The sequence below is a fragment of the Curtobacterium sp. L3-7 genome, assembly GCF_048756585.1.
In the GTDB taxonomy this organism is placed as follows: domain Bacteria; phylum Actinomycetota; class Actinomycetes; order Actinomycetales; family Microbacteriaceae; genus Curtobacterium.
In genome coordinates this window covers 1,603,140-1,615,273 of sequence record NZ_CP151474.1, presented here as the reverse complement: position 1 = coordinate 1,615,273, position 12,134 = coordinate 1,603,140, and the positions used below count along the sequence as shown (strand labels likewise).

General features: G+C 68.0%; 15 protein-coding genes. 6 read left to right on the top strand and 9 right to left on the bottom strand.

Translation table 11 applies throughout. The features are described 5' to 3' along the window. The first annotated feature begins 26 nt into the window (after positions 1-26). A complete protein-coding gene (locus AAEP80_RS07915; RefSeq protein WP_420366623.1) occupies positions 27-815 on the top strand; it encodes an isocitrate lyase/PEP mutase family protein in 789 nt (262 codons plus the stop codon). 66 nt (positions 816-881) lie between these two features. Here AAEP80_RS07915 and AAEP80_RS07910 read toward each other — a convergent pair whose 3' ends face one another. Both AAEP80_RS07910 and AAEP80_RS07905 read right to left on the bottom strand, forming a co-directional pair. After that, the gene (locus tag AAEP80_RS07910) at positions 882-2,753 is read right to left on the bottom strand and encodes an amidase family protein (protein WP_420366622.1); all 1,872 of its coding nucleotides are present in this window, start codon (positions 2,751-2,753) and stop codon (positions 882-884) included. Then, a complete protein-coding gene (locus AAEP80_RS07905) occupies positions 2,750-3,535 on the bottom strand; it encodes a hypothetical protein (protein ID WP_420366621.1) in 786 nt (261 codons plus the stop codon). Before AAEP80_RS07905 ends, AAEP80_RS07910 begins: the two co-directional genes overlap by 4 nt. 396 nt (positions 3,536-3,931) lie before the next feature. On the opposite strand from AAEP80_RS07905, the gene AAEP80_RS07900 reads away from it, so the two are divergent. Beyond that, positions 3,932-4,219 carry a hypothetical protein gene (locus AAEP80_RS07900; protein ID WP_281267169.1) on the top strand — a complete coding sequence of 96 codons (288 nt, stop codon included), beginning with the start codon at positions 3,932-3,934 and terminating at the stop codon, positions 4,217-4,219. Positions 4,220-4,322: 103 nt separating this feature from the next. Here the strand turns inward: AAEP80_RS07900 and AAEP80_RS07895 are convergent, their stop codons facing one another. Both AAEP80_RS07895 and AAEP80_RS07890 read right to left on the bottom strand, forming a co-directional pair. Next, a complete protein-coding gene (locus AAEP80_RS07895; protein ID WP_420366620.1) occupies positions 4,323-4,670 on the bottom strand; it encodes a hypothetical protein in 348 nt (115 codons plus the stop codon). A gap of 80 nt (positions 4,671-4,750) precedes the next feature. Then, a complete protein-coding gene (locus AAEP80_RS07890; RefSeq protein WP_413602575.1) occupies positions 4,751-5,023 on the bottom strand; it encodes a helix-turn-helix transcriptional regulator in 273 nt (90 codons plus the stop codon). 32 nt (positions 5,024-5,055) lie between these two features. On the opposite strand from AAEP80_RS07890, the gene map reads away from it, so the two are divergent. Beyond that, positions 5,056-5,826: a type I methionyl aminopeptidase gene (map, locus tag AAEP80_RS07885; protein ID WP_420366619.1), complete on the top strand. Its 771-nt coding sequence runs from the start codon at positions 5,056-5,058 to the stop codon at positions 5,824-5,826. Positions 5,827-5,874: 48 nt separating this feature from the next. Here the strand turns inward: map and AAEP80_RS07880 are convergent, their stop codons facing one another. Further along, entirely contained in the window at positions 5,875-6,015 is a 141-nt protein-coding gene (locus tag AAEP80_RS07880; protein WP_420366618.1) for a hypothetical protein, read from the bottom strand. A 192-nt stretch (positions 6,016-6,207) separates the two neighbouring features. Here AAEP80_RS07880 and AAEP80_RS07875 point away from each other — a divergent pair, with 192 nt between their 5' ends. Then, a complete protein-coding gene (locus AAEP80_RS07875) occupies positions 6,208-6,645 on the top strand; it encodes a helix-turn-helix domain-containing protein (protein ID WP_420366617.1) in 438 nt (145 codons plus the stop codon). Positions 6,646-6,663: 18 nt separating this feature from the next. Here the strand turns inward: AAEP80_RS07875 and AAEP80_RS07870 are convergent, their stop codons facing one another. The 4 genes from AAEP80_RS07870 to AAEP80_RS07855 all read right to left on the bottom strand — a co-directional run bounded on the left by AAEP80_RS07870 (position 6,664) and on the right by AAEP80_RS07855 (position 10,838). Next, the gene (locus tag AAEP80_RS07870) at positions 6,664-7,128 is read right to left on the bottom strand and encodes a phage tail protein (RefSeq protein ID WP_420366616.1); all 465 of its coding nucleotides are present in this window, start codon (positions 7,126-7,128) and stop codon (positions 6,664-6,666) included. A 111-nt stretch (positions 7,129-7,239) separates the two neighbouring features. Continuing rightward, positions 7,240-9,228, bottom strand: a complete 1,989-nt coding sequence (locus AAEP80_RS07865; protein ID WP_420366615.1) for a hypothetical protein — start codon at positions 9,226-9,228, stop codon at positions 7,240-7,242. 3 nt (positions 9,229-9,231) lie between these two features. After that, positions 9,232-10,305, bottom strand: coding sequence for a redox-regulated ATPase YchF (gene ychF, locus AAEP80_RS07860; RefSeq protein WP_420366614.1), 1,074 nt, complete (start codon positions 10,303-10,305; stop codon positions 9,232-9,234). Positions 10,306-10,316: 11 nt separating this feature from the next. After that, on the bottom strand, positions 10,317-10,838 hold the full coding sequence (locus tag AAEP80_RS07855; protein ID WP_420366613.1) for a hypothetical protein: 522 nt from the start codon (positions 10,836-10,838) through the stop codon (positions 10,317-10,319). 30 nt (positions 10,839-10,868) lie between these two features. Between AAEP80_RS07855 and AAEP80_RS07850 the strand changes: the two genes are divergently transcribed. Together AAEP80_RS07850 and AAEP80_RS07845 are read left to right on the top strand one after the other, a co-directional pair. Next, positions 10,869-11,330, top strand: coding sequence for a hypothetical protein (locus AAEP80_RS07850; RefSeq protein WP_420366612.1), 462 nt, complete (start codon positions 10,869-10,871; stop codon positions 11,328-11,330). A gap of 111 nt (positions 11,331-11,441) precedes the next feature. Next, a complete protein-coding gene (locus AAEP80_RS07845) occupies positions 11,442-12,077 on the top strand; it encodes an exonuclease domain-containing protein (RefSeq protein ID WP_420366611.1) in 636 nt (211 codons plus the stop codon). Positions 12,078-12,134 lie beyond the last annotated feature (57 nt).

Sequence of the window (12,134 nt, the reverse complement as noted above, 5' to 3'; positions counted from 1 at the left end):
CGACGCGTCGGCCTACTGTCGGTGCCATGACCAGCAGCACAGCGAGCAGCACCGTCGACAAGGCGTCGACCCTCAAGACCCTGCACGAAGCCCCCGAGATCCTCCGCGTCGTGAACGTGTGGGACGCGATCAGCGCGAAGACCGTCGCGGCACTGCCGGACACCCACGCGATCGCGACCGCCGGGCACTCGATCGCCGCGTCGTACGGCTACGACGACGGTGGGATGCCCCTCGACCTCGCGCTCCAGGGCGCACGGATCGTCGCCGAGGCCGTCGACCTGCCCGTGACGGCCGACCTCGACGACGGGTACGAGGACCCCGCCGAGACCATCCGTCGCGCGATCGGCTTCGGCGTCGTCGGCGCGAACGTCGAGGACCGCCTCCGTCCCTTCGACGAGGCCGTCGCCCGCGTCGCCGCGATCACGAAGGCCGCGGAGGCCGAGGGGGTGGCGTTCCAGCTCAACGCGCGGACCGATGCGATCGCCCGCGGCGGCGACCGCCCGCTCGACGAGAGCATCGCCGACGCCATCGCCCGCGGCAAGGCGTTCCTCGACGCCGGCGCACCGCTCGTGTTCGTCCCGGGCGCGATCCAGCGCGACGTCGTGGAGCGGCTCGTCGAGGGGCTCGGCCGTGGGAAGCTCAGCGTCATCGGGCTCCCCGGCGCCCTGCCCGCGGCGGAGTACGAGGCCCTCGGCGTCGCCCGGATCTCCTACGGTCCGCTGACGCAGCGCGTCGCCCTCCGGGCGCTCCGCGACCTGGCGACCGACCTGTACGGCGGTGGCGTCGTGCCGGAGGACACCCCCGCCCTGAACTGACGCACCAGACGGACAGGAGGCTCGGCGCACGACGTGCGCCGAGCCTCCTGTCCGATCTGGGCGGGACTACCCGAGCGGGCCGTACGCCGCCGGCGAGGTGCGCGCGTGCGTCGCCTGCTCGAAGGCGTAGCCGAGCCCGATCACGGTGCTCTCGTCGTACGAGCGGCCCAGGAACTCCAGGTTCACGCCGCCGCCGGTGACCGTGTTGTCGGCCGCGGTGGCCTGTCCCATCGGGACCGTCACGGCCGGCATGCCGGTGTTCGGGCTGAGGCGCATGTTCGTCGACTGCGTGCCGTACGGCGTGCCCGACGGGTAGACGAGCGCGTCGAGGTCCTGGGCGTCCATCATCGACGTGACGACCTGCTTGCCGGTGGCGAGCTGCGTCGTGTGCGTCCCGGTCGGACCGGCCCACGCCTGGTACTGGGCGTCCGTGATCTTGTCGCGTGCCTCGTACGTGGACTTCCGGCTCGGCACGTACTCACCCGATGCGAGGATGCCCGAGATGCTCCGGGCGGTGACGTCGGGGTCGAGGTGCTTCTGGACGTACTCGTCGAGGTCGTGCTTGAACTCGTTCGTCGATCCGCTGCCCTCGTTCAGCACCTTCGCGAAGTCCGCGGTGCTGCTGATCGGCACGACCGTCGCCCCGGCGGCGGTGAGCTTCGCGACGGACTCGTTGAACAGCCGGAGCGTGGTGGCGTTCGTGCCGACCATCGACGTGACGTAGCCGATCCGCGCGCCCTGGAGCGCCTCCGGGTCGAGCGCGGCGGTGTAGGACGTCGGGACCTTGCCCGTCTGGCCGCTCGTCACCGGATCGGCTGCATCGACCCCGGTGACGGCATCGAGCGCCACCGCGGCGTCGGTCACCGAGCGGGCGATGGGCCCGCCGGTGTCCTGCGACAGCGCGAGCGGGATGATGCCGTCTCGGCTCGTCAGTCCCACCGTCGGGCGGATGCCGACGAGCTGGTTGTACGAGGACGGGATGCGGATCGACCCACCGGTGTCGGTGCCGAAGCCGATGCCCGCCAGGTTCGCGGCGATCGCAGCACCGGTTCCACCGCTGGACCCGCCTGCTGTCTGCGTCGTGACGTAGGGGCTCGCGACGAGGAGCGAGGACCCCGCCGGCTGGTTCGAGGAGAACTCCGACACGAAGCCGTACGCGAACTCGTCGAGGCTCGCCTTCGCCAGGATCACGGCACCGGCACCGCGGAGGCCGGTGACCATCGCGGCGTCGGTGTCGGTCTGGTTGTCGTCCCAGCAGCCGCAGCCACCGGTGGTCGGCATGTCCTTCGTGTCGTAGTTGTCCTTCAGGGCGATCGGCACGCCGAGGAGCATGCTCGTCATCCCGTGCTCGGCCCGCTCGGTGTCGGCGGTCTTCGCGGCCGCGAGTGCTTCCTTGTTCGTGGTGATGATCGAGTTCAGCGGCCGGCCGCCGGCCTGCACGGTGGTGCGGTCGTAGGCGGCGATGCGGTCGAGGTAGTCCTGGGTGATCGCGACCGAGGTCGTCACGCCCGCGTTCATCGCGGCCTGCATGTCGAGGGTCGAGGCCTCGACGAGCTGGAACGGGCCGTCGTCGTAGATCATGCGGTGGGACAGCGCGGCGACGTCGGCGACCGTGATGGTGCCGTCGCCGTCGGTGTCCGCCTTCGCGACGGCGGACCAACCCGCGTCGGTGCTCGTCGTGCCGAGGGACTTCGTCAGGACGGTCAGGTCCTCGGTCGTGACCTGGTCGTCGCCGGTCAGGTCGAGGGACGTGTAGTACGGCGCGAGCATCGCGGCAGGGCTCGCGTCGACGGTGGGGTCGGCCGCCTGTGCCGTCAGCGCCGGTGTCGCGGCGAGGGCGGTGCCGACGAGGGCGATGAGGGCAGCGCCGGCGGCAGCTCGCTTGGTGGTGGGAGTGGTGCGCTGGGTGGTGCGCTGCGTGGTGCGCTGGGTGGTCATCGGGTGACTCCGTTCCGGCGGGCGCGGGCGCGGGCCCGGGCGACGAGGACGCCGCCGCCGGCCAGCAGCAGGGCGAGACTTGCGGCGATCCACGGTGCGACCTGCGCACCGGTCCAGGCGAGCTGGCCTGCGGCCGGACGGGAGGCACCGCTCACGGCGTCCGCGTCGGTCGCGGTGCCGCCGGTGCCGGTTCCAGCGCCCGCTCCGGCCCCGTTCGTCGGGTCGCCTCCCGGGATGCCCGGCGTTGCCGGATCGGTGGGCGCGGTGGTCGCCGCCGCTTCGATCGTGATGGCCGTCGTCGCGGGGGCGTCGAGCGTGGTCGCTGCACCGTCCTCGTCGAGGAGCGTGATGCTCGTGACCGCGAGGTCCACCGTGCCGGCGCCCGTCGCCGTCATGCCGATCGAACTCGCGAGGTCGCCCCCGATCGCGGGCGACGTACCGAGTCGGGTGTGCACGATGGTGAGCTCGTCGCCGTCCTGGGTGACGCTGTCGAAGCCGCCGTCCGGGCCGGTCACACTGCCGTCCTGGTAGGTGACGGCAGCCTCGTCGGCGTCGAGCGTGATCTCGTACGCGAAGACGTCCGCCGTCGCGGGGATCGTCACGTCGACGTCGAAGTCGTCGCCGACCGTGACGGTCGCCGGGGCGTCGATGGTCGCTGTGGTCGCTGTCGGGGCCGCCTGTGCCGGGCCGGCCGTCAGGACGACGAGCCCGAGGGCTCCCGTCATGACCGCCGTCGCGGTGGCGATCGCCGCGCGGGGGCGCTGGCGTGTTCGGTGCTGCATCCGTGCAGGTCCTTCGTCCGGGTGGTTGCTGAGCGGGGGCTCAGCTCTCGAACCGTAACGACGCGGTGTTTCGCGGACGGACCCGATCGGTTTCCACCGCGTTACGCGCTTGATCGGTGGACATTCGGGGCGCACTCGTGTAGTGTTCTTTCTGGTGCACTGCAGCGAACCCATCTGACTCGCGCACACCGAACCGTCTCGAAGCCGACTCACCCGAGTCGCATTCCCCCGAGACCACCGTTCGCCCGAACGTCCGATCCGGATCCTTCCGATCGAGGCCAGGCCGAACAGCACGTCGAATGCCGACGTGCGCGTGCCCACCACACGCGACCAATGCGACTCAGTCGTCCGTCGGACCGCAGCGTGGGCTCGCCAGAAGACGAGAAAGACAGCACCATGACCAGCAACGAACGAATCACCATCATCGGGACCGCGACCGCGGCTCCCGTCGTCTCCCCCGACCGCATCGCGGAGTTCCCCGTGCGCGACAACGGCACCCAGCGCGAGTACGTCGTGCGCGTGCCCGTCGACGTGCTCGACCTGTTCGTCACCCCAGGCACCCGTGTCGAGGTCGACGGCGAAGCCGGCTGGACCGTCCCCGGGCGCTCCTGGCTCGGCGAGTCGAGCCGCACCATCCTCCAGGCGGCGACCGTCCGCCGGTCGGAGCTCGCGCTCGCAGCCTGAGTCGAGCCTCCCGTCCGGGGGTTCGCCCGGCTCGCCCCTCGGGACCCCCCGAACTCACGAAACGCCGCCGGTTCCGGCGGCGTTTCGTCGTTCCCGAGGCGCCTCAGGCGTCCGGGAGCGACTCCGGGTCGTCGGCTCCCGCGAAGGGTGTGCGGCCGTCGGCGTTCAGCGGGCTGTCCGGGCCCGCGTGCGTCGCCGCATCGCGGAGGCGACGGATGAAGCCGGGGTCCTCGTACTCGAGTTCGTCGTCCGGCGCCGCCGTCAGCACCAGCTCGCTCGCCGGCCCCACCAGGAGCGTGGTGATCTCGATCGAACCGTCCTCGGCGACGGTCGGGACGTGGACCGAGTCCGTACGCCCGTTGGCACCGAGGATCGCCGCGTAGTCGGCGAGCGCTTCGGCGATGCGATCACCCGTCAAGACGATGCTGCCGTCGTAGTTGATGTACTTCACGTTCCACCTCCGCAGTGCACGGTAGGCACTCGTGGGTCCACGACAGCCCAGTGGGTGCGTTCGGTGGATGAACGGACGGGTCAGGACGCCAGTCGATTCGGGGACGAATCGGCGGCGGTGATCTCCGCCCAGACCTCATCGAGCGACAGCCCGAGGACGTCCGCTATGGCGGCGATCGTCGGGAACGCCGGTGTCGCCACCCGCCCGGTCTCGATCTTCCGCAACGTCTCCGGGGACACCCCGGCATCGAGCGCCGTCTGGAGCATCGACCGGTCGCCGCGCGCCTCGCGGAGCAGCGCACCGAGGCGCTGACCGCGTTCGACGTCTGCGGGGGTGAGGGGAAGCCTGACCATGACACCCATACTAGTACCGGTATAGTTATTGCATGATTGAGCTCCTCACCCCGACCGAACTCCCCCGCGCACGGGCCGTCGGTGCGCTCGTCGGACGGATCCTGCACACCCTGCAGGGGCGGGCGACGGTGGGTACGAACCTCCTGGACATCGACCGGTGGGCGAAGGCGATGATCCTCGAGGCCGGCGCCGTCTCGAGCTACGTCGACTACGCGCCGTCGTTCGGCCGCGGCCCGTTCGGGCACTACATCTGCACCGCCGTCAACGACGCCGTGCTGCACGGGCTTCCCCATGACTACGCGCTCCGCGACGGTGACCTCCTGACGCTCGACCTCGCCGTCTCGCTCGACGGCGTCGTCGCGGACTCCGCCGTGAGCTTCGTCGTCGGATCGGCGGCACGGCCCGAGGACCTCGCGATGATCGATGCGACCGAGCGCGCCCTCGCCGCCGGCATCGCCGCTGCCGCTCCAGGAGCACGCGTCGGTGATCTGTCCCACGCCATTGGCGCGGTCCTGCACGAGGCCGGCTACCCGATCAACATGGAGTTCGGCGGGCACGGCGTCGGGTCGACGATGCACCAGGACCCGCACATCTCGAACGACGGTCGGCCGGGCCGCGGCTACGTGCTCCGGCCGGGGCTCCTGCTGGCGCTCGAGCCGTGGGTGATGGCGGACACCGACGTGCTGGTCACCGACCCGGACGGCTGGACGCTCCGCAGTGCGACGGGAGCACGCACCGCGCACAGCGAGCACACCATCGCGATCACCGAGGACGGCGCCGAGATCCTGACCCTGCGGGGGTGACACCCGGGTGACCCCGTCTGCTCAGGACCACTCATCGCGTCCGCACGCTCAGGACCACTCGTCACCGATCACGATGGACTCGGGGAAGTAGTCCGGCCACCGCCCGTCGAGGCGGACGGATACCCGGAGCGGCCGATGCCGGGGCGCGTGGTTCGTCGGGGTTCCGGTGTCCGCGTGCTGCACGTCCATGGTGGCCTCCTGGTCGTCATCGAAGCGAGGGGGTTCGGCGACCGAGGGCTGGGGCAGCTGCCGCTCACCGTAGGGCCGATCCGCCGTCGGTGCAAGGGTCCTGCGCGCGCGGCTCCGGTACGCCTACCGTTGCGCAGCTGCCCCAGTCCCTGGTCGCCGGAGCACCCACGATTCCGATGACAGGAGACGATCATGACCGCGCAGCGTTCCTCTTTCGGCTCTCCGCCATCAGGTACCCCGAACGACCGGTCGGGTGACGACCCGAACGTGTACCCGGCCGGTGCCACTTCCCCGCAGCCCGTCCCCGCTGCGGACGACGACGCGATGTCCGACTGCGTGGTCGCCTCGGTCGCCTACATCTCGACGCACGTCGCGGGACCCCTGACGACGGAGACGATCGCGCGTGCTGCGGGTGTCAGCCCTGGCGAATCGGAACGTGGGTTCCGGACGCAGTTCGGGATCTCACCGATGCAGTACGTCCACCGACTCCGACTGGAGGGTGTCCGTGCGGAACGCCAGTCCACGACGGACGAGCCCCTCGCGGCGATCATCGGTCGCTGGGGGTTCGTGCACGTCGGCAGGTTCGCCGAGGCGTACTCCCGACGCTACGGAGCGCGCCCCGGTCCCTGAGACCTCCTCGCGCGGGATTCAGGCGTACTCGCCCTTGATGACGAAGTACGAGCCGCGGATCTCCCCGGCCAGCTTCGACCGCTGACGGGCGAACTTGAACGCGGACAGCTCCTCGGGCACGTCCATGCCCATGGAGAGCTTGAACCCCACCGCGCGCTTGCCGCCGTCCTCGATCGCGTACATCACGTTGATCGCCAGCCCGGACTGGTAGAACACGTACGCCATCCGGAGCCCGCCGACCTCGAACCCGCTGACCTCGAGCGGGGGCGACGCGATCACGATGTCCCGCTCGTCGTGCAGCAGCCGCGTGACGAGGTCCAGCACCTCGGGGGCTTTGTCCGGCGTGCTCGTGACGAACACGTGGTCGTACTTGTTCTTGTAGTACCGGGCCTCGTTCGCGCGCAGCCCGGCGAGTGCTTCTGCGACCGGGGACGACTCGAGCCCGGTGGTTGAGACATCGACGAAGTCGACCGTGTACGTCATGGAGTCACCGTACAGCCACCGAGCCGCCATCAACCCCTCGGAGCAATCCGGTGCACCTTCGCTACCACCCAATGACATTCGAGGTACCAACATGGTTCCTGCGACGCACGATTACAGTTCGCGGAAAACGAGCACCGCATCAGCCGACGGCAATGCGGGCGGCTCGGGAGATTCCCTCGAGACGGCACGAAGGTCAGCTAGCACCGAATCGCGAACGGAGGGGCTGCGTATCGCGGATATGGCAGTGACCGCCAAATCAGATAGTGCAAACTCATCGAGCTCGATAGCGTATCTTCGCAGCGTCCGCAGATTGCCAACCTGGGTGAGATCTCCACCAAGGAGGCGCGCCCCCAGGAATGCGATTGCAAACTTCAGGTCTGCTGCGGTCAATGCGGGCATATCCCCAAACGCAACTCGCGACTTGAGATCGAGAACCGCCATGAGAAAATCGGAGCTCTCCTCACCCGCCATGGATCGCTCGAAGTCCTCATAAACAGAGAGTGGAACGCTCAGAGGCTCACCCCGAGCCGCTAGCGAGCTCACCTCGACAACTTTGACGCCGTCCATATCCATCGAAGCGAGAGTGATTCCTACCGAGAGGGCCGAATCTGGTTGAAAGTCAGCCGTCAGTATCCAACGTCCGTCCACCACCTCTGAACGCACCACGTGAGTTCCGTCCTGCACTGAGAGCCACACGGCGGCCAATTCCGGAACCGAGAGTCCAAGTTCATCCGAAAATCCTGCCGGCAAGTCGATTTCCAGTTTCGCGGCCTCGAAGCTGGAGTTTATAATCCAACTGAGTGCAAGAAGTGATTCGATGACCGCGTAGGCATGATCCACGTAATCGCGTATACTCATCGACTCTTCGTAGCTCTTCAGCCGAAAGTGGACCTCACCCGCATCCACATCAATATCGATTGAACGGCCATGATGCGCCGCATTACGCATGAACGACGGCAAGTCGCCGAACGTCAAAGGGAATTGCTTCGCGAGATCAAGGACCAAAGATGTACTGTTCTGCTTGACCAACCGCGAGTAGCGGTCGTTACCAGTGCTTTTGGTCGATAGAAGCCTTGCCCATGCGAGGAATGGAAGAGCCGCCTCGTAAAGATCGCCGATAGTCTTCACAAAACGTCGAAGCTGAGACCCTTCGCTTGTTGCATCGAATTCGACGAGCGCAAATTGGTTTAGGCATTCATAGAGATCTCGTCGCGCAATACCAATATCTCGAATCGCATCCTGCATTGCGCTCACCTCGACGATGCGGTCGATGTTCGACGCCAGAGAAGCAATTTCGGTACGCTTGAGGTCCATTACCGAGGGATCTAGATAAACGTCAGCGAGCATCGAAGTCAGAAGGAACTCGACACCACCACCCGGGCCTACGTCAAACGGGGCATACTTCTGCGCTTCGCGTTGCCCCAGAGCAACCAAGTCGGCGAACGACATCTCTTCGTTGAGTTTCGTAATCGACTTTAGGCTTCGCTTTAGCACTGAAGACTCCGCACGGACATCGGCGAGTATGGCTACCGCAGTTTCGCTCTTAGCTATCGCAGGTAATGAGTCCGTGCTCGAATCGAGAACAGCCTGTCCGCGCCGAGAAGCGGCCTGAGCAACATCCATCGAATCCGCGGTCAACGCCTCAGAGTAGATCGGCCAGAGTCGACCTAGCTCTTCTGCAACAGCTAAGTAGGCCCGGAAACGTCCGCTCGGACGCTTCGCGGAAAGATCCCTCAGAGCCTGGGTCAGGCGATCGAGGCGATCAATCGTGCCTGCGAATTCAACTTCTGCAACTTCGTCACGAGGGTCTGCCAACAGTCGTGCGAGATTGCCCACGAACAGCTTGACGAAATCGAGAACCTCATGATGAGGTTCGAGATCATCGAGGTCGCCCGGACCTGAGGCCAGATCCTGTATCCGCCCCTCGATTCGACGGACAAGGCTCCTGCGCGTAACGACAGCCGAATTGACTTCGCCGAGCGGCGGCGTAGCTCCGCATTCGGCGCAGGGCAACGCCATTATCCGCATCCCGCCGCATTTCAGGCAGCGAATGGTTTTAAACTCGATTGCGCGTTGTTTGCGGCCTCTTGCCACGAGCATGCCCTAGTTGTTGAAGCGGAACTCCACCACGTCGCCGTCCTGCATCACGTAGTCCTTGCCCTCGATCCGGGCCTTGCCGTGCGCACGGGCCTCCGCGATCGAGCCCGCCTCCATCAGGTCGGCGAACGAGATGACCTCCGCCTTGATGAAGCCCTTCTCGAAGTCGGTGTGGATGACCCCGGCGGCCTGGGGAGCCTTCCAGCCCTTGCCGATCGTCCACGCACGCGCTTCCTTCGGCCCGGCCGTCAGGTAGGTCTGCAGCCCGAGGGTGTCGAACCCGATGCGTGCGAGCTGGTCGAGCCCTGATTCCGTCTGCCCGGTGGACTCGAGGAGCTCGCGGGCGTCAGCGGGGTCGAGCTCGATCAGCTCGGACTCGACCTGCGCGTCCAGGAACACGGCCTGCGCGGGAGCGACGAGTGCGGCGAGCTCGGCCTTGCGGGCGTCGTCGGTGAGGATCGCCTCGTCGACGTTGAAGACGAAGATGAACGGCTTCGCGCTGAGCAGCCCGAGTTCGGCGATCGGTGCGAGGTCGATCGACGTGGCGGAGAGGAGCGTGCCCTGCTCGAGCGCCGCCCGTGCCTCCTTCGCCGTCTCGAGCACGATCGGCTCGGCCTGCTTCAGCTTGAGCATCTTCTCGTACCGCGGGAGCGCCTTGTCGATGGTCTCCATGTCCGCGAGGATCAGCTCGGTGTTGATCACCTCGAGGTCGTCCTTCGGGGAGACCTTGTTCGCGACGTGCACGACGTCGTCGTCGGTGAACCCGCGGACGACCTGCGCGATGGCGTCGGCTTCGCGGATGTTCGCGAGGAACTTGTTGCCGAGCCCCTCGCCTTCGCTCGCGCCCTTGACGATGCCGGCGATGTCGACGAACGACACCGGCGCGGGCACGGTCTTCTCCGAGTGGAACAGCCCGGCGAGCTCGTCGAGCCGCGAGTCGGGCAGGTTCACCACGCCGACGTTCGGTTCGATGGTCGCGAAGGGGTAGTTCGCGGCCAGGACCTGGTTCTTGGTCAGCGCGTTGAAGAGCGTCGACTTGCCGACGTTCGGGAGACCGACGATTCCGATGGTGAGAGCCACGGGAGTAGAGCCTAACGGCCGAGCGCCTGGACGGCCGCCGCGACGGTCTCGAAGACGTCGGCCTGCAGCCGTTGCGATCGCCGCCAGTCGCCGGTCACGTGGAGCGAGTGGTCGGCTCCGGCGACGGTCTGGAGGCTCGCGGCCGTCCCCGGGACACGCTCGAGCCGCCACATGGAGTCCTCCGACCCGCCGATCGCGACGTTCCCATCGGCAGCGGCGGCGAGCGCCGCCGCCACGTCGTCGTGTGTGAGCACCGGCGTCAGCCACACGCCGCGGACCCCGTTCCGGACCGCCCACGGCAGTGCGAAGCAGCCGAAGGACTTCGCCACGACGAGGTCGGGCAGCCGGTCTCCGAGGGCCGTCGCGATCTCCCCCTCCACGAACGCGACGGGCGCCTCCCCCGCCGCGTCGTCGACGATCCAGTTCGGCGCGACCACATCGCACCCGGCCTCGAGCGCGATCTGCCGGGACCACCAGAGCAGCGGCGCCTGCTGCCCGTACCCGGCACCGGCGAGGATCAGCACTGTCACCATCACCTCACCGTACGTGGCAGCCTGGCCTGCATGTGGTTCGAACGCGATCAGCTCGGTGTGCACTCGATGGGGTACGACGCCCGAGGGCAACGGCGGTACTTCACCCCGGAGACGATCGACGCGCTCGCCGCGACGCCACCACGCGACCTCGAGACCCTGCACGACACGCTCGCCGAACTCGAGGCCGACGTCCTCGTCGACTACGACCCGGAGGCCGCGACGATCGACCACGACGAGGAGGACGGCTTCCGGCTGGCGACGCTCCCGGTCGAGTTCGGGTTCCCGTCGACGACTTCGGGCTTCGCCGACGCCTTCACCACCCACGTCGAGAACCTCCCGCCGCGCTGGCGACTCGATGCCGTCGCGGTTGCGTTCGAGCTCGTCGGGACGCTCCTCGACCCGTACTGGGCAGCGGAGCGTGCGCGACAGACAGCGACGTGGCGAACGACCGCGCGACGCCGCCGGGGGTCCCGCCGAACCCGACGGCGCTGACCCGACGGCGCTGACCTGACGGCACTGACGCAACGCCGCCGACCCGACCGCGCCCGCGCAACGCCGACCCGGCTTCCGGGGATGTCGGCGCTCCGTGCGACGATCGGACGCGTGCCGTTGAACTTCACCGCGATCGACTTCGAGACCGCGAACAGCTCGCCCGCCAGCGCGTGTTCCGTCGGGCTCGTCAAGGTCCGGTCCGGCAAGGTCGTGGACCGCGCGTCGTGGTTCATCCGCCCGCCGATGGGGCACGACGACTTCCTCGAGTGGAACACCCGCATCCACGGCATCGTCGCCGAGGACGTCGTCCGCGCCAAGACGTGGGAGCAGCAGTACCCGGACCTCGTCGCCTTCGCCGAGGGTGACGTCCTCGTCGCGCACAACGCCCGTTTCGACATGGGTGTCATCGCCGGCGGCTGCTCCGCAACGGGCATCGCGCTGTCTGAGCACCACTCGATGTGCTCCCTGCAGGTGGCCCGCAAGACGTACACGCTCGACTCGTACCGCCTGCCCGTCGCCGCGATGGCCGCCGGCTTCGAGGGCTTCCAGCACCACGACGCCGCCGCCGACGCCGAGGCCTGTGCGGCGATCGTCGTCCACGCCGCCGGCCGGCACGACGTCGACACCGTCGAGGCGCTCGGAGCCGCGACCCGGGTGTCGATCAACCCGGTGCGGATCCGCGCGGAGAAGCCGAAGGCAGCGAACCAGCCGCGGCTGTCCCACCGCCCGATGATCTTCGCCGACTGACCCCGTCGCCCGGTGGGCCGCGAGCCCGGTGGTATTGTCACGACATTCCCCCGGCAC